17 protein-coding genes and 1 other RNA gene are annotated in these 22,467 nt (G+C 58.8%); 8 read left to right on the forward strand and 10 right to left on the reverse strand.

The genetic code is table 11. The annotated features are described in order from the left end of the window. The 6 genes from dnaX to GHO03_RS18155 form a co-directional block, all read right to left on the reverse strand. A partial coding sequence (gene dnaX, locus GHO03_RS18130) for a DNA polymerase III subunit gamma/tau (protein ID WP_153400287.1) occupies positions 1-1,189 on the reverse strand: 1,189 nt, incomplete at its 3' end. A gap of 222 nt (positions 1,190-1,411) precedes the next feature. Next, an RNA gene (gene ffs, locus GHO03_RS18135) (signal recognition particle sRNA small type) lies at positions 1,412-1,508 on the reverse strand. A 245-nt stretch (positions 1,509-1,753) separates the two neighbouring features. After that, on the reverse strand, positions 1,754-4,114 hold the full coding sequence (gene ligA, locus GHO03_RS18140; RefSeq protein WP_095002767.1) for an NAD-dependent DNA ligase LigA: 2,361 nt from the start codon (positions 4,112-4,114) through the stop codon (positions 1,754-1,756). Between the two features lie 95 nt (positions 4,115-4,209). Further along, a complete protein-coding gene (gene zipA / locus GHO03_RS18145; protein ID WP_095002768.1) occupies positions 4,210-5,091 on the reverse strand; it encodes a cell division protein ZipA in 882 nt (293 codons plus the stop codon). Between the two features lie 258 nt (positions 5,092-5,349). Continuing rightward, positions 5,350-8,838, reverse strand: a complete 3,489-nt coding sequence (gene smc, locus GHO03_RS18150) for a chromosome segregation protein SMC (protein ID WP_095020220.1) — start codon at positions 8,836-8,838, stop codon at positions 5,350-5,352. A gap of 2 nt (positions 8,839-8,840) precedes the next feature. Next, entirely contained in the window at positions 8,841-9,500 is a 660-nt protein-coding gene (locus tag GHO03_RS18155) for a GntR family transcriptional regulator (RefSeq protein ID WP_153400288.1), read from the reverse strand. Positions 9,501-9,724: 224 nt separating this feature from the next. Here GHO03_RS18155 and xdhA point away from each other — a divergent pair, with 224 nt between their 5' ends. From xdhA to guaD, 4 genes are read left to right on the forward strand one after another with little or no spacing between them, the layout of a single operon-like run. Continuing rightward, positions 9,725-11,182, forward strand: a complete 1,458-nt coding sequence (gene xdhA, locus GHO03_RS18160) for a xanthine dehydrogenase small subunit (RefSeq protein ID WP_178102635.1) — start codon at positions 9,725-9,727, stop codon at positions 11,180-11,182. Beyond that, complete coding sequence (xdhB, locus tag GHO03_RS18165) at positions 11,175-13,550, forward strand: xanthine dehydrogenase molybdopterin binding subunit (RefSeq protein WP_153400289.1); 2,376 nt, start codon at positions 11,175-11,177, stop codon at positions 13,548-13,550. Before xdhA ends, xdhB begins: the two co-directional genes overlap by 8 nt. After that, entirely contained in the window at positions 13,543-14,400 is an 858-nt protein-coding gene (gene xdhC, locus GHO03_RS18170; protein ID WP_095020224.1) for a xanthine dehydrogenase accessory protein XdhC, read from the forward strand. The genes xdhB and xdhC overlap by 8 nt, the downstream gene beginning before the upstream one ends. An 8-nt stretch (positions 14,401-14,408) precedes the next feature. Beyond that, positions 14,409-15,707, forward strand: coding sequence for a guanine deaminase (gene guaD / locus GHO03_RS18175; RefSeq protein ID WP_153380564.1), 1,299 nt, complete (start codon positions 14,409-14,411; stop codon positions 15,705-15,707). A 111-nt stretch (positions 15,708-15,818) separates the two neighbouring features. Here the strand turns inward: guaD and GHO03_RS18180 are convergent, their stop codons facing one another. Next, complete coding sequence (locus GHO03_RS18180) at positions 15,819-16,586, reverse strand: GntR family transcriptional regulator (RefSeq protein ID WP_095002775.1); 768 nt, start codon at positions 16,584-16,586, stop codon at positions 15,819-15,821. A gap of 227 nt (positions 16,587-16,813) precedes the next feature. Between GHO03_RS18180 and GHO03_RS18185 the strand changes: the two genes are divergently transcribed. Continuing rightward, positions 16,814-18,004 (forward strand): benzoate/H(+) symporter BenE family transporter, encoded by a 1,191-nt coding sequence (locus GHO03_RS18185; protein WP_130871732.1) that lies wholly within the window; start codon positions 16,814-16,816, stop codon positions 18,002-18,004. Positions 18,005-18,008: 4 nt separating this feature from the next. On the opposite strand, the gene GHO03_RS18190 is transcribed toward GHO03_RS18185, so the two are convergent. Continuing rightward, entirely contained in the window at positions 18,009-18,770 is a 762-nt protein-coding gene (locus GHO03_RS18190) for an SDR family oxidoreductase (protein ID WP_095020227.1), read from the reverse strand. Positions 18,771-18,966: 196 nt separating this feature from the next. Here GHO03_RS18190 and GHO03_RS18195 point away from each other — a divergent pair, with 196 nt between their 5' ends. Then, positions 18,967-19,971, forward strand: coding sequence for an NADP-dependent oxidoreductase (locus GHO03_RS18195; protein ID WP_153400290.1), 1,005 nt, complete (start codon positions 18,967-18,969; stop codon positions 19,969-19,971). Between the two features lie 125 nt (positions 19,972-20,096). Here GHO03_RS18195 and pyrF read toward each other — a convergent pair whose 3' ends face one another. Continuing rightward, a complete protein-coding gene (gene pyrF / locus GHO03_RS18200; protein WP_165446498.1) occupies positions 20,097-20,795 on the reverse strand; it encodes an orotidine-5'-phosphate decarboxylase in 699 nt (232 codons plus the stop codon). A gap of 230 nt (positions 20,796-21,025) precedes the next feature. On the opposite strand from pyrF, the gene GHO03_RS18205 reads away from it, so the two are divergent. Further along, on the forward strand, positions 21,026-21,193 hold the full coding sequence (locus GHO03_RS18205) for a DUF2897 family protein (RefSeq protein ID WP_095002780.1): 168 nt from the start codon (positions 21,026-21,028) through the stop codon (positions 21,191-21,193). A gap of 137 nt (positions 21,194-21,330) precedes the next feature. Then, positions 21,331-21,894 (forward strand): TetR/AcrR family transcriptional regulator, encoded by a 564-nt coding sequence (locus GHO03_RS18210; protein WP_095002781.1) that lies wholly within the window; start codon positions 21,331-21,333, stop codon positions 21,892-21,894. A 63-nt stretch (positions 21,895-21,957) separates the two neighbouring features. Here GHO03_RS18210 and GHO03_RS18215 read toward each other — a convergent pair whose 3' ends face one another. Beyond that, entirely contained in the window at positions 21,958-22,287 is a 330-nt protein-coding gene (locus tag GHO03_RS18215) for a helix-hairpin-helix domain-containing protein (protein ID WP_095002782.1), read from the reverse strand. Positions 22,288-22,467: the final 180 nt, after the last annotated feature.

The following is a 22,467-nucleotide window of genomic DNA, read 5'->3' on the forward strand; positions in this document are numbered from 1 at the left end:
GCACTGGCTCGACAGGGGACGTGGCCGCCACGGTTGGGGCGGAATCAACTGTGGCCTGGCTGATCCCCACTGGCTTTAGCGGCTGACTCGGCGCGTTGCCGGTGTCTGCCGGGCGGAAGGCCAGCATTCGCAGCAGGACCATTTCAAAGCCACCACGGGGGTCTGGCGCCAGCGGCAAATCGCGCCGGCCAATCAGGCCCATCTGGTAATAAAATTGCACATCTTCGGCAGGCAACGCCTTGGCCAGGGCCAAGACGCGATCGCGGTCGCCGTGACCATTATCGACACCTTCAGGCAACGCCTGGGCAATGGCCACGCGATGGAAGACGTTGAGGATCTCGGACAGCACGCCATTCCAGTCCGGGCCCTGCTCGGCCAGATGGCGAACGGCCTCGAGCATGGCCCTGGCATCACCTTCGATCAAGGCGTGCAACAGGTCGAACACCTGACCGTGATCCAGCGTACCAAGCATCGCCCGCACATCACCCGCCAGTACCTTGCCCTCACCGAAGGCAATGGCCTGATCGGTGAGGCTCATGGCATCACGCATCGAGCCATCGGCGGCGCGACCGAGCAGCCACAGCGCATCATCTTCAAACGGCACGTTTTCGACACTGAGAACGTGGGTCAAATGCTCGACCACGCGCTCGGGTGTCATGTTCTTCAGCGAAAACTGCAGGCAGCGCGACAGGATCGTGGCCGGCAATTTCTGCGGGTCGGTGGTCGCGAGGATGAACTTGACGTAAGGCGGCGGCTCTTCAAGGGTCTTGAGCAGCGCATTGAACGAATGGCTGGAGAGCATGTGCACTTCGTCGATCAGGTAGACCTTGAAGCGCCCGCGGCTCGGCGCGTACTGCACGTTGTCGAGCAGTTCGCGGGTGTCCTCGACCTTGGTGCGGCTGGCGGCGTCGATTTCGATCAGGTCGACAAAGCGCCCTTCATCGATTTCACGGCACACGGAGCACTCGCCACAGGGAGTCGAGGTGATACCTGTTTCACAGTTCAGGCATTTGGCGATGATCCGCGCAATGGTGGTCTTGCCGACGCCACGGGTACCGGTGAAAAGGTAAGCGTGGTGCAGGCGCTGACTGTCCAGGGCATTGATCAGAGCCTTGAGCACATGGGTCTGGCCGACCATTTCGCGGAACGAGCGCGGACGCCATTTACGTGCAAGAACCTGATAACTCATTGATAACCGTCGCGTCAGAAAAGCGGAGGGGGCTAATGCTAGCGGAGCAAGGGCAAAATTGCATCCGATGCGCACGTTTAACTGCGCACAGCCTTGGCATAGACCTTTTTACCCACGCACAGAAAATCATCGCCCGGTCTTTTGACCGTCGAACAAGGCTTGACTGCAAGATTTGGAGTTTGGTTCGAACCCGACAGAACTGCGGGTTTAAAATGGAGGCAACCCCACCAGCCACACCCCGGCACACAATGTTCCCGCTGTGGCTGCTTCCTTCCGGATCTGACCAGGTTCACGGGTAATCGTTGCGGGGGGACCGATAGGGTCACCATAACAACATCCGCTTAGCAGCGAACGGCGCCATTGTACCTGTCTGAGAAAAACTTACAACCGCTGCGGCAAGAATAAAAAAATGAATGGGCTCAAGCACTTGGATTCGGGTTGAAACACCGCCTCGCAACCCGGTACAGGTCATTTGTGGGAGCGGGCTTGCTCGCGATGGCTTCTGCGCGGCTCAACTGAGACACCGCGTTACCTGCATCGCGAGCAAGCCCGCTGCCACAGCCATTACGGAATCGAAATACCCTGTTCGCTCAAAAACGCGACAAAGGCTTCTTCATCCAGCACCTTGAGCCCCAGCTCGTTGGCCTTGGCCAGCTTGGAGCCTGCTCCCGGCCCCGCTACGACGCAATGGGTCTTGCCCGACACCGAGCCCGAAACCTTGGCCCCCAGACTTTCCAGCTTGTCCTTGGCCACATCGCGACTCATTAATTCCAGCGAGCCGGTCAACACCCAGGTCTGGCCTGCCAGCGGCAAACCTTCCACGGCCTTTTTCTCGCTGTGCCAGTGCATGCCGAAATCACGCAGTTGCGCTTCGATTGCCAGCGCCATACGGGCATTTTCAGGGTTATCGAAGAACTCGCGTACCGCCTTGGCCTGTTTTTCCGGTAAGGCCTGGCGCATATCGAGCCAGTCTGCAGTGATCACCCCTTCAAGGGAGCCAAACCTGTCGGCCAGTTTTTGCGCCCCGCCCGGCCCCACCGAAGGAATATGCAACTTGTCGATCAACCCGCCCAAGGTTGTGCTGGCGGCAAACTCGGCACCCAGCTCACCTTGATCCTGCAACTCAAGACCACGCTCCAGCAGTTGATCAATCACTTGCTGGTTGTGTGCGTCACTGAAGAAACTATGAATCTCGTGCGCCACTTCCAGGCCCACGTCCGGCAGGTAGGTAAGCACTTGCGGCAACGCCCGCTGCACACGCTCCAGGGAGGCCAATGAACGCGCCAGCACCTTGGCAGTCTCTTCGCCCACATCAGGAATGCCCAATGCGTAGATAAAACGCGCCAACGTCGGACGCTTGCTGTCGGCGATGGCCTGCAGCAAGTTCTTGCTCGACAGCTCGGCAAAGCCTTCGAGATCGACGATCTGCTCGAACTGCAGGGTATAGAGGTCTGCCGGCGAACTCACCAGGCCCTCATCGACCAACTGCTCGACACTTTTTTCCCCCAGGCCTTCAATGTCCATCGCCCGGCGCGAAACAAAATGAATGATCGCCTGTTTAAGCTGGGCACCACAGGCCAGCCGGCCGACACAGCGGTACACCGCACCTTCGCTGACGGTTTCACGGCCCTTGCTGCGCTTGATCAGCTGCGTGCGCTCAACGTGGGAGCCGCACACCGGACAGCTTTCAGGGATCTGCACCGGCCGGGCATCTTCAGGGCGACGCTCCAGCACCACCTGCACAACCTGCGGGATAACATCACCAGCACGGCGAATAATCACGGTATCGCCAATCATCAGGCCCAGCCGCGCCACTTCATCCATATTGTGCAGGGTGGCATTGGATACGGTCACCCCGGCCACCTTGACCGGTTTGAGACGCGCCACGGGCGTTACTGCACCGGTGCGTCCGACCTGAAACTCAACATCCAGCAACTCGGTCAGTTCCTCCATGGCCGGAAACTTGTGCGCGATGGCCCAGCGCGGTTCACGCGCACGAAAGCCCAGCTCGCGCTGCGACGCCAGGCTGTTGACCTTGAACACCACTCCGTCGATCTCGTAGGGCAAGGAAGCACGACGCTCACCGATATCACGGTAATAGTCCAGGCACTCGGCAATCCCCTTTGCCAGCTTCAGCTCATGACTGATGGGCATGCCCCATTGCTGCAATTGTTTGAGGTTGCCGATATGGGTGTCCGAAAACTCTTCAGAGACCTGCCCCAGACCGTAGCAGCAAAATTCCAGCGGGCGGCTGGCCGTGATCTTCGAATCCAGCTGACGCAAGCTGCCCGCCGCTGCGTTGCGCGGATTGGCAAAGGTCTTGCCGCCAGCAGCCAGCTGAGACTCATTAAGACGCTCAAAGCCGGCCTTGGACATAAACACTTCGCCACGCACTTCCAGCACCGCTGGCCAGCCGCTGCCATGCAGCTTGAGCGGAATATTACGCACGGTGCGTACGTTGACGCTGATGTCTTCACCGGTAGTGCCATCACCCCGCGTGGCACCACGCACCAGGCTGCCATCCCGGTACAACAAGCTGACTGCCAGCCCGTCCAGCTTGGGCTCACAGCTGTATTCAACTTCAGCGCCGCCACCAAACAGATCGCCCGCGGGCAGATCCAGGCCCTCGCTGACACGGCGATCGAATTCGCGCATATCGGTTTCATCGAATGCGTTACCCAGGCTCAGCATGGGCACTTCGTGACGCACCTGAGTAAAGGCAGACAAGGCTGCGCTGCCAACGCGCTGAGTGGGCGAGTCGGCGGTCACCAGCTCAGGATGTTCGGCCTCCAGGGCCTTCAGCTCGCGGAACAGGCGATCGTACTCGGCGTCCGGAATGCTTGGCTCGTCGAGTACATGGTAGCGGTAATTATGCTGATCCAGTTCAGCGCGCAGCTCTAGAATGCGGGTATTGGCGGCGGTCATGGGGTGTTCTCTCACAAAGCAAAAGAGCAGCCGAGGCTGCTCCTTGTGTTATTCATGTTGCATGTGGGTGGAGCAGGCAAGCCGCCCCCACATGTTCAGCGTTTTTGAGTCAGGGCACGACGCTCGAATTCAACGATGCGCTGGCGGTAATGCTCGATAGTCTGGGCCGTCAACACACTGCGCTGGTCATCTTTAAGCTCACCATTGAGCTCCTGGGACAGCTTGCGTGCAGCGGCAACCATCACATCAAAAGCCTGCTTGGGATGGCGCGGGCCGGGCAAACCAAGGAAAAAGCTGACAGCTGGCGTACTGAACAGGTCAATATCATCCAGGTCGAATACACCCGGTTTCACCGCATTGGCCATGGAGAACAGCACTTCGCCATTACCGGCCATGCTTTCGTGGCGATGGAAAATATCCATCTCGCCAAAACGCAAACCGCTTTCGAGGATGTTCTGCAACAGTGCCGGGCCTTTGAAGCCTGCCGGGTCACGGCTGATCACGCTGATCACCAGCACTTCTTCGGCGGCCTGCTGCGGTGCAGGCTCCTTGACTTCAACGTCCGCTACGCTCGGCTTGGCACGACCACGCGCCGGCTTGACTGGCGCTACATGATCATCATCACGGGCGCTGATGCTCGGGCCTTCATCCAGTTCAAGATCAAGGTTCAGGTCACCCTGGCTCGGCTCACCGCCACGCTTGCCGCGCTTGGCACCTTTGTCCCGTGCAGGCATGCTGACCGATGGCAAGTCGTGCTCATCAAGTTGCGGCTCTTTATGGGTTGGCGTATCCAGCACCCGTGACGGGCCCAACAACTCAGGGCTGTGCTCGTCGTCAGGGGCATTGGAAAAACTGCGATCAAGTCGAAACTTGAGCTTGCCTTTGCCACCACGCATGCGGCGCCAGCCATCAAAAAGAATACCGGCGATTACCACTATGCCGATGACTATCAGCCATTCGCGCAGACCGATTTCCATGTAATCCCTTGCCCCTAAAAAATGATTCTATGAAGAAGAGCCTAAAGCCCTTTAAAACGTGGCGCCAACTCTATGTTCTGAATGGCGTTTTACCCACGTACAAAAAAATTAGACATTAAATTAACACGACCAAAGATAACTTTACACCGTCTGTCGCATTGAGCTAGGCCCATGCTGCCTTCGACCTACACGTCATATCGGTCAAATGCTTGAAATTTTTCTTACAAGAAGAAAAAAATCGTCCTACATGCTTATAGCTCAAGCATCGACCATTGCCATTGCCTCCTCAACATCAACCGCTACAAGACGTGAACAGCCCGGCTCATGCATCGTCACCCCCATCAACTGATCCGCCATCTCCATGGCGATCTTGTTGTGAGTGATATAGATAAATTGCACGGTCTGCGACATCTCCTTTACCAAGCGTGCATAGCGGCCTACGTTAGCGTCATCAAGCGGTGCATCGACTTCGTCGAGCATGCAAAACGGCGCCGGGTTGAGCTTGAAAATGGCAAAAACCAGCGCCAGGGCCGTCAAGGCTTTCTCGCCACCAGACAGCAAATGGATCGTGCTGTTCTTCTTGCCCGGCGGACGCGCCATGATGGTCACCCCTGTATCGAGTAGATCTTCGCCCGTCAGTTCCAAATAAGCGCTGCCGCCACCGAAAACTTTTGGGAAAAGTGCCTGTAATCCACCATTTATCTGATCAAAGGTGTCCTTGAAGCGGCTGCGGGTCTCTTTGTCGATCTTGCGGATGACGTTTTCCAGGGTATCGAGTGCCTCGACCAGATCGGCATCCTGAGCATCCAGATAGCGCTTGCGCTCCGACTGCTGCTGATACTCATCAATGGCTGCAAGGTTGATCGCGCCCAGGCGCTGAATTCGCGCAGCGATACGTTCCAGCTCTTCTTCGGCCTGCTGCTCGTTGACCTCGGCATCGAGGGTGGCCAGCACCCCGTGCAGGTCATAGCCATCGGCCAGCAACTGATCCTGCAACGCAGTACGACGCACGCTCAAGGCCTGCCACTCCATGCGCTGCTGTTCGAGCTGGCCACGAATCAATTGCGATTGTTGCTCAGCCTGATTGCGGCGTTTTTCGGCATCGCGCAATTCGCGATCGGCATCTTCGAGCGCGGTCTGGGCAATCTTGAGTTCTTCATCCACGCTCAGGCGCTTGTCGAGCAACTCTTCAAGCTTGAGGCGCAACTCTTCCAGCGGCGCTTCGCCCTCCTCCAGATTGAGGGTCAGCTGTTCGCGCTTTTCAGCCAGGCGCTCGGCCTGCATTTCCAGGCGCTCAAGAGCCTGGCGGGTGGAATCATGCTGCGCCTTGAGCGACCCCAGGCGGACAGCCAACTGGTGGGCGTGGTCTTTATGTTGTCGAGCATCCTGACGCACCCGGTCCAACTGCTCGCGCAGACTGTCGCGACGGGCCAGCAACAGCTCGCGCTGCCCGGTATCGGTGGCCATGGCATCCAGGGCATCCTGCAACAGCAGGCGCGCCTCCCCTACCTGCTCATGCTCCAGGGCGCGCTGCTCACCCAACTCGGCCAGTTCTTCGTCCAGACGGCGGCGGCGCAAGGTCAATTGCTCGACCTTGGCCTTGCTGGCGGAGAGCTTGGCCTTGATCTCACCCTGGTGGCGAGCTTCATCCTGCAAGCGACGGCGAAGCTGCTCACGAGAGTCTTCCTGCATACGCTGTTGCTCACGCATGCTTTGTAGTTGTTCCTCCAGGGCCGCCAGGGTGGCTTCACGCTCTTCGCACTCAAGCCCCAGGCGCTGGATTTCCTGGCCCCGGGCCAGCACCCCGCTTTCGGCTTCACTGGCGCGGCGCACCCGCAGGAAGTTGCGCCCGACCCAATAGCCATCACGGCTGATCAGGCTCTGGCCCTCGGCCAGTTGAGCACGCAAGGCCAGTGCCTGCTCCAGTGTTTCGACCGGTTTGACCTGGCCCAGCCACGGCGCCAGATCAAAATCGGCCGTGACCTTGTCCAGCAGGCTGCCCGCCAAGCGAGGGGCCTGCCCTGCATCACTGAACAGGCGCAAATCACCCTGGGCAAACCCTGCCAGATCCAGCAGGGCAAAATCCTCGACCAGTACGGCCTGCAAATCAGCCCCCAACACGGTCTCTACCGCCAGCTCCCAGCCAGCCTCTACGCGCAGGCCTTCTGCCAGTCGTGGCTGCTCGGCAAGCTGCTGATCGCGCAACCATTCGCCAGTACCGGTACCCGGATCAAGCGCAGCCTGCTGCAAGGCCTCCAGCGATGCCAGACGACCGTTGAGGCGCTGCAGCTCGCCCTGGGCCTGCTGCTGGTTCTGCGTGGCCTGTTGCAAGTCGTGACGCACTTGCTCGAGCTGCTCGACCAGTTGCTGCTCACTGGCCTGCAGCTCTTCGTGGGCCATTTCGCTGCTGGCCAGTTGCTCACTGAGCTCCAGAATGGCCGCATCTTCAGGGTCTGCGGCCAGCAAGGCACGCTCTTCAGCCAGACGGCGCTGACGTTCCGCCACGCGCTCCATACTGGTTTCCAGCTGCTGGATACGGGCTTGCAGCACTTCGGACTGGCGCTGCGGCTCGGCCGAGCGAAGGTTGAAAATGTCCCACTGTTCCTGCCAGCCATGCATGGTCTGCTCGGCCACTTCCAGAGTAGCGGCAGCCTCTTCGGCGGCCGCGCTGGTCAGTTCCTGCTCGGGCTCAAGCATGTGCAGCTCTTCAGCCAGAGTCGCCAGCAAGGTGCGGTCATGCCCCAGATGGGATTCGGTTTCCAGGCGCGAGCGCTCGGCTTCGCGCAGGTCATCCTGCAACTGGCGCAAACGTTGCTGGCCATGCTGAATGCTCTGCTCGACCCGGGCAATATCGCCCCCTACCGAATAGAAGCGCCCCTGCACCAGATTGAAGCGCTCTGACAGATCATGGTGCCCGTCACGCAGGCGTTCGATGCTGGCATCGGCATTGCGCTGCTCGGCCACCAGGGCTTCGAAACTGACTTCCTGATTACCGATGACCGCTTCGCGCTGCCCCACCTGCTCATTCAGGGCCTGCCAGCGCAGAGCCGACAGCCGGGCCTTGAGCTGACGCTCTTCGGCCTTGTATTCCTGATATTTCTCGGCGGCCTGGGCCTGGCGGTGCAAACGCTCCAGCTGACGCCCCAGCTCATCGCGCAGGTCAGTCAGACGGGCAAGGTTTTCGTGGGTACGGCGGATACGGTTTTCAGTCTCGCGGCGGCGCTCCTTGTACTTGGAAATGCCCGCCGCCTCTTCGATAAAGTTGCGCAGATCTTCAGGCTTGGACTCGATCAGCTTGGAGATCATGCCCTGCTCGATGATCGAGTAGCTGCGCGGCCCCAGCCCCGTACCGAGGAAGATATCGGTAATGTCACGACGACGGCACTTGGTGCCATTGAGGTAATAGGTGGTCTGGCTGTCGCGGGTGACTTTGCGGCGGATCGATATCTCGGCATAGGCCGCATACTCGCCCAGCAGCGTGCCGTCGGAGTTGTCGAAGACCAGTTCGATACTGGCCTGGCTCACCGGTTTGCGCGTGGTGGAGCCGTTGAAGATAACGTCGGTCATCGACTCGCCGCGCAGGTTCTTGGCCGAGCTTTCGCCCATGACCCAGCGCACGGCATCGATGATATTGGACTTGCCACAGCCGTTGGGGCCTACCACCGCCGCCATATTGCTTGGAAAGGTAACGGTTGTCGGGTCAACAAAGGACTTGAAGCCGGCCAGCTTGATACAGGTCAGGCGCACGCTCAGGCAACCGTCAAGGCAGACAGCACCAGGGCACAACTGCGCTGGGCATAGCTGCTCAGCACCACGCGAATCTGCGCCAGGTCACGCGCCAGCACGGCGTCGAGCAACTGCGCAAACAACGCCAGGAACTCGCTCATTTCCGCCTTGCGCTGGTCCAGTGCCAGGTAATAGGCACGGCTCATGGCCGGGTGCAGGTTCTCGACGGTTTCCTGCAAATACGGGTTGTCGGCGAACGGGTACGCCGCACGCATCACATTGAAGCTGTCTTCAACGAAGGTGCTGATGTCCTGGCGTTCGTAGCTGGCGGCCAGGCGCTGCTGGATCTGCAAGAACGGCCCCAGATCGGCCGGAACTGCCCAGCGCTGGGCTACGGCATTGCCGAGCAGGATGTACATTTCGCTCATCAGCGTGCACAGGCTCTGCACCTTGTGCGCCGTAAGTTCGGTCACATGGGCGCCACGACGCGGCAGGATGGCGATCAGATGTCGACGCTCAAGGATCAATAATGCTTCGCGCACAGAGCCGCGACTGACATTCAGCGCCAGCGTCACTTTCTGTTCCTGAATGCGTTCCCCAGGCTTTAACTCGCCGCGAATGATGCGTTCGGCGAGGTGGTGAGCGATTTGCTCGACGAGGCTGTCCGGCGCCTTGAACGTCATGTTTTACCTTCAAAATCTTTGATCAGTGCAGGCGGCGCAGTGTAACGCACTTGATATGCCCTCGCGCAGAGCCTCGGAGGCTGAATATGGCACGAAACCCGCAAATAAATCCCCCGGATATCAATCACAGGGATCACTGACCGCTATTTCTTGACCCGTAAGTCAGCTTTAGCTAAATTCAGTGTATCCCGCGTTACAACAATAATGATTATGCGAGGCCTTCCGTGATCCAGTTCCTACTCAACCAGACGCTGCGCACCGAGCACACGCTGGACCCGAATCTGACCGTGCTCAATTACCTGCGTGAACACCTGCACAAGCCTGGCACCAAAGAAGGTTGCGCCAGCGGAGACTGTGGTGCCTGCACCGTTGTGGTCGGCGAACTTCACACCGACGCTGAAGGCCTTGAACGGCTGCGCTATCGCAGCCTCAATTCGTGCCTGACCTTTGTCTCGGCTTTGCACGGCAAGCAACTGATCAGCATCGAAGACCTCAAGCACCAGGGGCAGTTGCACAGCGTGCAGCGGGCGATGGTCGACTGCCACGGCTCACAGTGCGGGTTCTGCACGCCGGGATTTGTGATGTCACTGTTCGCCCTGCAAAAAAACAGCACGGGCCAGCCTGATGGCCATCAGGCCCATGAAGCCCTGGCGGGCAACCTCTGTCGCTGCACCGGCTACCGCCCTATTCTGGCGGCTGCCGAACAGGCTTGCAGCGGGCAACAACAGGATCAGTTCGATACACACCAGAGCGCGACCATTGCCCTGCTCAAGACCATCACCCCGACCCAAACCGGCGAACTGAACAGCGGCGACAAGCGCTGCCTGCTGCCCATGACCATCAGCGACCTGGCCCAGCTGTACGAATCCCAACCCCAGGCCCGCCTGCTGGCCGGCGGTACCGACCTGGCGCTTGAGGTGACCCAGTTTCATCGCCCGCTGCCGGTCATGATCTACGTCGGCAACGTGGCCGAAATGAAGCACATCGAGCGCTTTGATGACCGTATTGAAATCGGCGCGGCGGTGTCGCTGACAGACGCCTACGGCACGCTCAAGGCCGAGTACCCGGACTTCGGCGAATTGCTGCAACGCTTCGCCTCCCTGCAAATCCGCAATCAGGGCACCCTGGGCGGCAACATCGGCAATGCCTCGCCCATTGGCGACTCGCCACCGCTGCTGATTGCCCTCGGCGCACAACTGGTACTGCGCAAAGGGCAAACCCTGCGCACCCTGGCGATCGAGGATTACTTCATCGACTACCGGGTGACGGCACGCCAGGAAGGCGAATTTATCGAAAAAATCATCATCCCTCGCGCCGACCCCAGCCATGCATTTCGCGCCTATAAAATCTCCAAGCGCCTGGATGACGACATCAGCGCCGTGTGCGCAGCGTTCAACCTGCACATCGACAACGGCGTGGTGACCGGTGCCCGCGTGGCATTCGGCGGCATGGCGGCCATCGCCAAACGCGCCGCCGCCTGCGAAGCCGCATTGCTCGGCGCAAACTGGAACAGCGCCAGCATCGAGCGCGCCTGCGCTGCACTGGCAAACGACTTCACCCCGCTCTCGGACTTTCGCGCCAGCAAGGAATACCGTCTGCTGAGTGCGCAGAACCTGCTACGCAAATACTTTATCGAACTGCAAACGCCACATCTCGAGACGCGGGTAACAGCTTATGTCTAACCATCACAAGGTTGCCCCAACCCAGGCCGAGCTGGCCGCCCTCTTCCAGCAGGACTTGAAAACCGGTGTGGGTCGCAGCGTCAAGCATGACAGTGCCGAAAAACATGTCAGCGGCGAAGCGCAGTACATCGATGACCGCCTGGAATTCCCCAACCAGTTGCACCTTTTCGCACGCCTGTCCGACCGCGCCCACGCCAGAATCCTGCGTGTCGACACCACGCCCTGCTACGCCTTCGCAGGCGTGCGCCTGGTGATCACCCACGAAGATATCCCCGGTCTGAAGGACATTGGCCCGCTACTGCCCGGCGATCCGCTACTGGCCATCGACAAGGTGGAGTTTGTCGGCCAGCCCGTACTGGCAGTGGCCGCTTGCGACCTGGACACCGCGCGCAAGGCGGCAATGGCTGCCATTATCGAATACGAAGACCTGGAGCCGGTGCTGGACGTGGTTCAGGCCCTGCGCCAGAAGCACTTTGTGCTCGATACCCACACCCATCAACGCGGCGACTCTGCCGGCGCACTGGCCGGGGCCGAACATCGCCTGCAGGGCAGCCTGCATATTGGCGGGCAGGAGCACTTTTACCTCGAGACCCAGATCTCATCGGTCATGCCTACCGAAGACGGCGGGATGATCGTTTACTGCTCCACGCAGAACCCTACCGAAGTGCAGAAGCTGGTGGCAGAAGTCCTTGATGTTTCAATGAACAAGATCGTTGTCGATATGCGCCGCATGGGCGGCGGCTTTGGCGGCAAGGAGACCCAGGCCGCCAGCCCCGCCTGCCTGTGCGCCGTGGTGGCACGCCTGACCGGGCAACCGACCAAGATGCGCCTGCCGCGGGTCGAAGACATGCTGATGACCGGCAAGCGCCACCCGTTTTATATCGAATATGACGTCGGTTTCGACGCCAGCGGCCGCTTGCAGGGCATCCAGCTGGACCTGGCGGGCAACTGTGGCTGTTCGCCGGACTTGTCCAACTCCATTGTCGACCGCGCCATGTTCCACGCCGACAACGCCTATTATCTGGGCGACGCGACGATCAATGGTTATCGCTGTAAAACCAACACGGCTTCCAACACGGCCTATCGCGGCTTTGGTGGCCCGCAAGGCATGGTCGCCATCGAAGAGGTCATGGACCGTATCGCCCGCCATCTGGGCCTCGACCCGCTGGCCGTACGCAAGGCCAATTACTACGGCAAAACCGAACGCAACGTGACCCACTACTACCAGACCGTGGAACACAACCTGCTGCAAGAAATGACCGCCGACCTTGAGGCCAGCAGCCAGTACACCGAGCGCCGGGAAGCGATCAAGGCGTTCAACGCCAGCAGTCCGATCCTGAAAAAAGGCCTGGCGCTGACCCCGGTCAAATTCGGCATCTCCTTTACCGCCAGCTTCCTCAACCAGGCCGGCGCCCTGATCCATATTTATACCGATGGCAGCATCCACCTCAACCACGGCGGCACCGAGATGGGCCAGGGCCTGAATATCAAGGTCGCGCAGGTGGTCGCCGAAGTGTTCCAGGTGGATATCAGCCGCATCCAGATCACCGCAACCAACACTGACAAAGTGCCAAACACCTCGCCTACTGCAGCGTCCAGCGGTGCCGACCTCAATGGCAAGGCCGCGCAAAACGCAGCCGAAACCATCAAGCAGCGACTTGTTGAATTTGCTGCCGACAAATATCAGGTCGAGCAACGGGCGGTGATCTTCCATAACGGCCAGGTGCAGGCTGGCGAGCAGATCATCAGTTTTGAAAGCCTGATCCAGCAGGCCTATTTCGGCCAGGTGTCGTTATCGAGCACCGGGTACTACAAAACCCCGAAGATTTTTTATGACCGCACTCAGGCACGTGGTCGGCCGTTTTATTACTTTGCCTTTGGCGCCGCCTGCGCCGAGGTGATCGTCGACACCCTGACCGGCGAATACAAAATGTTGCGTACCGATATCCTCCATGATGTCGGTGCCTCGCTGAACCCGGCCATCGACATCGGCCAGGTCGAAGGCGGGTATATACAGGGGGCGGGCTGGCTGACCATGGAGGAACTGGTGTGGAATGCCAAGGGCAAGCTGATGACCAACGGCCCGGCCAGCTACAAGATCCCCGCGGTGGCAGACATGCCGCTGGACCTGCGCGTAACCCTGGTGGAAAACCGCAAGAACCCCGAAGACACCGTGTTCCACTCCAAGGCCGTGGGCGAACCGCCATTTATGCTCGGCATCGCCGCATGGTGCGCGATCAAGGACGCGGTGGCGAGCCTGGCCGACTACCGCGTGCAACCTGCGATTGACGCCCCGGCCACCCCGGAGCGGGTGCTGTGGGGTTGTGAGCAAATGCGCAAAAGCCTGTCGGGAGATCAGCATGAATAACTGGATCAGTGCCCTGGCCGAGTTGCAGCAGCAAGGCGAACCCTGCGTGCTGGTGACCATCATCGAAGAGCAAGGCTCTACCCCGCGCAATACCGGTTCGAAGATGGTCATTTGTGCAGATAAAATCTTCGACACCATTGGTGGCGGTCATCTGGAGTACAAGGCAATGGAAATTGCCCGTCAGATGCTCAGCAGCGGCAAGCACGATACCCTTCTACAGCGCTTCAGCCTCGGCGCCAGCCTGGGCCAGTGTTGCGGCGGGGTGGCCGTGCTGCTGTTCGAACCGATGGGCAAGGTGCAGGCTCAGATTGCGGTGTTTGGCGCAGGGCACGTGGCCCGAGCCCTGGTACCCCTGCTCGCCAGCCTGCCGTGCCGGGTGCGCTGGATCGACTCGCGGGAGCAGGAATTCCCGACACTTATCCCTCAAGGCGTGGAAAAAATCGTTACCGACGAACCGGTAGATGAAGTCGATGCCCTGCCTGCGGGTTGCTACTGCATCGTCATGACGCATAATCACGCCCTGGACCTGGAGCTCAGCGCCGCCCTGCTTAAACGCAACGACTTTACCTACTTCGGCTTGATTGGTTCGAAAACCAAACGCGTGAAGTTCGAACATCGCCTGCGTGAGCGCGGTATCGACGCCTCACCTTTGCAGCGCATGCGTTGCCCGATGGGTTTGAGCGAAGTCAAAGGCAAATTGCCTGTTGAAATCGCGATCTCCATCGCCGGCGAAATCATCGCCACCTACAACACTCATTTCGGCCAGCACACTGCGAGCGCCGACAGCGCGTCATCTGAATCCATTAAACAATTGTTGCCGTCTTCACGACGCAGCCATGCCACACACTGAGAATTGCCATGACTTGTAAAGCCTATCGCGCCGCCATTTTGCACAGCATCGCCGACCCCGCCGAAGTCGGGATCGAGGCCTCCTATGAATATTTCGCAGACGGCTTGCTGGTGGTCGACAACGGCCAGATCAAGGCTGTTGGCCCGGCCAGCGAACTGCTTGGCACACTGGCCGCCGACGTTGCTGTGACCGAGTACAAAGACGCACTGATCACCCCCGGCTTTATCGATACCCATATCCATTTCCCGCAAACCGGGATGATTGGCGCTTACGGAGAGCAACTGCTCGACTGGCTCAACACCTACACCTTCCCGTGCGAAAACCAGTTCGCCGATAAGGCCCATGCTGACGAAGTTGCTGACGTATTCCTGAAGGAACTGCTACGCAACGGCACTACCACCGCCCTGGTCTTCGGCAGCGTACACCCGCAATCGGTGGATGCCCTGTTTGAGGCCGCACAGCACCTGGACCTGCGTCTGATAGCCGGCAAGGTGATGATGGACCGCAACGCCCCAGACTATCTGACCGATACCGCCGAAACCGGCTACAGCGAAAGCAAGGCACTGATCGAGCGCTGGCACGGTAAGGGCCGCCTGCATTACGCCGTCACCCCGCGCTTCGCGCCGACCAGCACCCCGGAGCAATTGACCCTGGCCGGCAAGCTGCTGGGCGAATACCCGGATGTGTATCTACACACCCATATCAGCGAGAACCTTCAGGAAATCGAGTGGGTCAAGTCGCTGTTCCCTGAGCGCAAAGGCTATCTGGATGTGTACGACCACTACCAGTTGCTCGGCGAACGCTCGGTGTTTGCCCACGGTGTACATCTGTGTGACGAGGAATGTGCGCGACTCGCCGAGACGGGTTCGGCAGTGGCGTTCTGCCCGACTTCCAACCTGTTTTTGGGCAGCGGCCTGTTCAACCTGCCGATGGCCGAAAAGCACAAGCTCAATGTGGGGCTGGGCACAGACGTGGGTGCAGGTACCAGCTTCTCGCTGCTCAACACCCTGAACGAAGCCTACAAGGTCATGCAACTGCAGGGTGCACGCCTCGATCCGTTCAAGTCGTTGTACCTGGCTACGTTGGGCGGGGCGCGAGCACTGCACCTGGAAGACAAGATCGGCAATCTGCAACCGGGCAGCGACGCTGACTTCCTGGTACTGGACTACAACGCTACGCCACTGATGAGCTATCGCCTCAAGCAGTCAAAAAACATCGCCGAGACGCTGTTTGTATTGATGACCCTTGGGGATGACCGTACGGTGCAGCAAACCTATGCGGCAGGCAATCTGGTGCATCAGCGCTGATAATTTCCCTTGTGGGAGCGGGCTTGCTCGCGAGGTTATCGATGCGGTTCTACTGAAGCACCGCGTCGCCTGCATCGCGGGCAAGCCCGCTCCCACAAGAGCAGCCGAGGCTTAAAGCTTGGCAGCAGGCCGAGGGCTTTTGCCCTTGGTTTGCAGCAAGTGCGAAAACACCGCGTGCAAGTCGTCAGAGGCGCTTTCTTCGTCAAGGTTGAGCTTGCTGTCGATGTGATCCATGTGATGCATCATCAGGTGCACGGCCTGGCCGGCATCCCGGGCTTCGATGGCATCGATCAATTGCATGTGCTCGTCATAAGAGCAGTGCGAACGGTTGCCGCTCTCGTACTGGGCAATAATCAACGACGTTTGCGACACCAGACTGCGCTGAAAGCTGATCAGCGGCGCATTCTTCGCCGCTTCGGCCAACTTCAGGTGGAACTCGCCCGACAGGCGAATACCCGCACCCCGATCGCCCCGCGAAAAACTGTCGCGCTCGTCCTGGACCATCTTGCGCAGTTGCGCCAGATCATCAGCCGTAGCATGCACCACCGCCAGCTCGGTAATGGCCTTTTCAACCAGTCGCCGGGCCAGAAACACCTGGCGCGCTTCTTCTACGCTAGGGCTCGCCACCACTGCACCGCGATTAGGGCGCAGCAGCACAACCCCTTCATGGGCCAGACGCGACAGGGCGCGACGAATAATGGTGCGGCTCACGCCAAAGATTTCGCCCAGAGCCTCTTCACTCAACTTGGTGCCAGGCGCCAGACGCTGTTCAAGGATCGCCTCGAAAATATGCGCATAGACAATATCGTCCTGGGTTCCACTGCGGCCGGCCTTGCCAGCGCGGGGTTGTTTCTTGAGAGGCTGCAACTGTTCGTTCATGGGCACTCGTGTGGGAAGCGGCGGCGAATAAGGGATTACGCTAGTACGTAAACGGGTGTCACCGACCAGAAATTAATGCAAAAAACAGGGCGCATTGTACACAAAGCAGAGTGCCAGTACGACTGTACGGTCGTTTACGAACCCTGCTGTATCGCAACTAGATGCAACCTTTACGTTTAGGCTTGTCGCCTGCCCGAACTCCTATAGCACACAAGGAAGACCGTTCCATGACCGACACCCCGCAGCCGCGCTTGCATCCACTGGCAGACACCTCGCCCTCGGCGGTGGTCGCAGGCTTTATCGCCATGATGACCGGCTACACCAGCTCCCTGGTCCTGATGTTCCAGGCGGGTCAGGCAGCGGGACTTACCAGCGGGCAGATTTCATCATGGATCTGGGCACTGTCGATCGGCATGGCTGTTTGCAGCATAGGCTTGTCTTTGCGTTATCGCACACCGATCACCATCGCCTGGTCCACACCGGGGGCGGCACTGCTGATCACCAGCCTTGGCGGCGTCAGTTACGGCGAGGCCATCGGCGCCTATATCACCTGCGCGGTACTGGTGATCATCTGTGGCATCACCGGCAGTTTTGAGCGCCTGGTCAAGCGCATCCCCTCATCCCTGGCCGCCGCGTTGCTGGCGGGCATCCTGTTTAAAATCGGCAGCGAAATCTTCGTCGCGGCGCAACATCGCACCGGCTTGGTGATCGGCATGTTTTTCACCTACCTGATCGTCAAGCGCCTGTCACCCCGCTACGCCGTACTGGCGGCGCTGCTGATCGGCACCCTGCTGTCGGGCATGCTTGGGCTGCTGGACTTCAGCGGTTTTTCCCTTGAAGTGGCCGTGCCGGTGTGGACCACGCCGTCCTTTTCGCTGGCGGCAACCATCAGCATCGGCATCCCGCTGTTTGTGGTGGCCATGACCTCGCAAAACATGCCGGGCATCGCCGTACTGCGGGCCGATGGCTATGACGTGCCCGCCTCGCCGCTGATCACCACCACCGGGGTAGCCTCCTTGCTGCTCGCCCCCTTCGGTTCCCACGGCATCAACCTGGCAGCCATCAGTGCCGCCATCTGCACCGGCCCCCATGCCCACGAAGACCCGAAAAAACGCTACACCGCAGCCGTGTGGTGCGGAATTTTCTATGGCATCGCCGGCATATTCGGCGCCACCCTGGCCGCCCTGTTCGCCTCATTGCCCAAGGAACTGGTGCTGTCGATTGCCGCACTGGCACTGTTCGGCTCGATCATGAACGGGCTGAGTATTGCCATGGGCGAAGCCAGGGAGCGTGAAGCTGCCCTGGTGACCTTTATGGTCACCGCATCGGGCATGACCCTGTTTTCAATTGGCTCGGCTTTCTGGGGCATTGTTGCGGGCGTACTGACCCTGATGATCCTGAACGTCAAATCACGCTGAGCTATCAGATCGCCAGTGCCCCGCCATCGACCGCCAGCGCATGGCCTGTGGTAAATGCTGCGCCATCCGAGCACAGGTACAGCACGGCGCTGGCAACTTCTTCGACCGTGCCGATACGCCCCACCGGGTGCATCGCGGCGGCAAATTCAGCCTTGCGCGGGTCGACCTCATAAGCGCGGCGGAACATATCGGTATCGATGACCGCCGGGCACACCGCGTTCACCCGAATATGCTTTTTCGCATACTCAATGGCTGCCGATTTGGTCAGCCCGATCACCGCATGTTTGGACGCCGAGTAAATGCTCATCTTTGGCGCGGCGCCCAGTCCGGCCACCGAGGCAGTATTGACGATCGCCCCGCCACCTTGGGCCAGCATCAATGGCAGCTGATATTTCATGCACAGCCAAACGCCCTTGACGTTTACCCCCATGATCGCATCGAACTCATCCAGGGTACCGTCGGCCAGGCGACCATGCTCGATCTCGATCCCGGCATTGTTGAAGGCATAGTCCAGACGCCCGTAGGTGCTGATTGTCTGCTCCATCAGTTGCCTGACCTGCGCCTCTACAGTGACATCGCAGCCTGCGAAAACAGCACTGCCGCCCGCAGTCCTTATCTGCTCGACAGTGTCTTCACCCGCTGCCACATCCCGATCGGCCACCACCACCTTCAAACCCTCGCCGGCAAATGCCAGCGCCGTGGCCCTCCCGATACCGGCCCCGCCCCCTGTCACTACAGCCACTTGCCCCGTAAACGTCATGCCCATCGTCTTAACCCTCAGCAGAGTGCATCTGTACCCCCGAAACGTTCGGGCACGGCCATCCGCCTATTTATCCGAGTGATAAAAGACTGCCTACAACCATCACCATCACTGATAAAAACCTATTCGTAAGCGCGTATTCACTTGCCCTGTAGCGTGAGAAGGTCTATCAACAGCCATCAATCTCTAAAGAGTTATAGCAATGACTGACCAGACAAACCGCCAATTCCTGCTCGCCAAACGTCCAGTCGGTGCAGCAACCCGCGATACCTTCACCTTCCAGCAAGTGCCCGTAGTACAGCCCAAGGACGGCCAGATCCTGGTCAAAAATGAATACTTGTCCCTCGACCCGGCCATGCGTGGCTGGATGAACGAAGGCAAGTCCTATATTCCGCCGGTAGCGCTGGGTGATGTGATGCGCGCCCTGGGAGTGGGCAAGGTGATTGCCAGCGCCCACCCGGGCTTTGCTGTGGGGGATTACGTCAACGGTGCCCTGGGAATGCAGGATTACTTCACCGGTGAGCCACGGGGTTTCTACAAGGTCGACCCGAAACTGGTACCGCTGCCCGTGTATCTGTCCGCACTGGGCATGACGGGCATGACGGCCTACTTCGCCCTGCTGGACGTCGGCGCACCGAAAACAGGAGACACCGTGGTGATTTCCGGCGCAGCGGGTGCTGTTGGCAGCATTGCCGGGCAAATCGCCAAGTTGAAGGGCTGCCGCGTGGTAGGCATTGCCGGCGGCCAAGAGAAATGTAAGCGGCTGGTCGAGGAGTTCGGCTTTGACGGTGTAATCGACTACAAGAACGAAGATATGCTCGCAGGCCTCAAACGCGAATGCCCCAAGGGTGTAGATGTGTTTTTCGACAACGTGGGCGGCGATATTCTCGACGCCGTATTGAGCCGTTTGAATTTCAAGGCGCGGGTCATCATCTGCGGAGCCATCAGCCAGTACAACAACAAGGAAGCCGTTAAAGGTCCGGCCAACTACTTGTCACTGCTGGTCAATCGCGCCCGCATGGAAGGCTTTGTGGTAATGGACTATGCCGATCGCTATGCAGCAGCCGGACAAGAGATGGCGGGCTGGCTGCTCAAGGGCCAGTTGAAAAGCAAAGAGCATATTGTTGAAGACCTGGAAAGCTTCCCGGAAAGCCTGGCGAAGCTGTTCAGCGGGGAAAATCACGGCAAGCTGGTGTTGAAGGTCTGACACACCACATACAGGTGGCAGCGGACTTGCTCGCAATACAGGCACCGCGGCCTGTCAAGGCAGACCGCGGCGCGGCAATCGCGGGCTTGCCCGCGATTGCCGAATCAAAACGGTGGCAAACAGCCTTAAGCCAGCTCAGCTACCACGGCAGCGAGTGCCTTGGCCGGATCCACTGCCTGGCTGATCGGGCGCCCGATTACCAGATAATCAGAACCTGCATCCAGTGCCTGGCGAGGCGTCAGGATACGACGCTGATCGTCCTGCGCACTGCCCGCAGGACGAATCCCCGGGGTTACCAGTTGCAGACCCGGGTGCGCGGCCTTCAGCGCTTGCGCCTCCAGGGCCGAACACACCAGGCCATCCATACCGGCCTTGTCGGCCAGGGCTGCCAGGCGTAACACTTGCTCCTGAGGCTCAATATCCAGGCCAATACCGGCCAGGTCTTCACGCTCCATGCTGGTCAACACGGTCACGCCAATCAGCAACGGCTGCGGGCCGGTGCGCTTGTCGAGTACTTCGCGGCAAGCGGCCATCATGCGCAAGCCGCCCGAACAGTGAACGTTAACCATCCATACGCCCATTTCAGCTGCGGCCTTGACCGCCATTGCCGTGGTATTGGGGATATCGTGGAACTTCAGGTCCAGAAATACTTCAAAACCCTTGTCGCGCAAAGTACCGACGATTTCCGAAGCGCAACTGGTGAACAGCTCTTTGCCCACCTTGACACGGCACTGCTTGGGGTCCAACTGATCAGCCAGTTTCAATGCGGCGTCACGGGTCGGGAAATCCAGGGCGACGATAATAGGAGTCTGGCAGTCGGACATTAGCGGGTTCTCAGGCTGGTCGAAATCGGCGCGCATTGTAGCGGAACCAGCCGCTTACCGGCACCCGATGATCGTAAATACACGATTTTAGTCTTTACCAAGCTTATACCGCACATGACTGAATAACCGGCCTACACTGAAAGCAATCAACACTTACTCACTTAACAGGATAAACAGCAGCACACAGCGCAACCCCTGCCCTGTGCTGCACTCAACACGGAGAACACTCTATGCCTTGGTATGCCTGGTTAATTCTCGTCGTCGCTATCGGTGTCATTGTAGGCGCCCTGATGACACTACGTGACACAGCCAATAAAGTTGAACTGACCGATGAGCAACGCAAACGTGTTGCCGAACGCAATGCCGAAATGGACGCCAAGGAATCAAAAGACAGGTAGTCAGACAAGCGCTCAGGGCCTGCATGCCAAGGAATGAGCATCGGTGAGGAAAAACCTACAAACAGTTGCATGATTAACCACTGCATCTGTTTGAAGGTCGACGCTATGATGGTCCATTGCATAAAGAGACACCTGTCATGCGCTATTCACAAGATCATAAAGCCCAAACCCATCAGCGCATCGTTAAAGAAGCATCCGGGCTCTTTCGACGACACGGTATTGGCGCCACAGGCCTGCAACCCCTGATGAAATCACTGGGCCTTACTCACGGTGGTTTCTATGCTCATTTTTCATCCAAAAACGACCTGGTAGAAAAAGCCTTGCAGCACGCAGCCAACCAGGTTGACGGTATCTGCGCCGAACTGTTCAGCCAGCCCCACCCCCTGCACGCATTTATCGATGCTTACTTGTCTGAGTGGCATCTGACCTCCCCCCATGAGGGTTGCCCGTTGCCGACCATGTCCGCTGAAATGGCCCAACAGGGCCAGGCAAGTGTCACCACCGACCATGTCATCGATGCCAGGCTCAAACAGATCCAGGCGACCCTGCAAGGGTCAGACACTGAAGACAAAAGCATCGTGATTTTCGCTACCCTGGTAGGCGCACTGGTTCTGGCTCGCGGCGCAGAGAGTGATGCACTGAAACAGAAGATTTTCGAAGTCACGCGCAGTACATTGAAGTCGTCAGCGCCTTATGCCTGAACGCTTGCTGACAGCCACAAAAAAGCCAGTCTATGACTGGCTTTTTTCGTTCTGTTACCTGGCTTAGCTGATTACGATCTTGTCGCGGTTTCTCTCCAGAATAACCTTGCCTATGCCTTTGACCTCAAGCAACTCATCGACTGAAGTAAAATCACCATTGGCCTCGCGATAAGCCACGATCGCCTTGGCTTTAACAGCCCCTACACCCGAGAGTTCACGCTGCAGGGTAGCCTCATCTGCGGTATTGATATTAATCGTCACCACTTTGGCATCCAGCACTACTGGCGCAGCAACCACCGGTTCAACTGCTCCGGCCGCAGGTGCGGCATGGGCCACACTGGAAACACCTACCATCAAGGCAAAGAAAATCGAAGAGAGAAAAGCAGTACGCATAATTGACACTCCATAACATCGTTAATTTAAAAACAGCTTTCCTGAGCTGTATTTCAAACTTAGGCGATGGTTATGGAGTGTCAAAAACCAGAGCGTTGCAGGGTGTGAATCGCCCCTAGTTTCGTAGACATCTCCAAGCCTTAAAATGAGGCCCATTAGGAGGTGCCATGAGCAACCAGC

The organism is Pseudomonas sp. FSL R10-1339, assembly GCF_009600545.1.
In the GTDB taxonomy this organism is placed as follows: domain Bacteria; phylum Pseudomonadota; class Gammaproteobacteria; order Pseudomonadales; family Pseudomonadaceae; genus Aquipseudomonas; species Aquipseudomonas bubulae.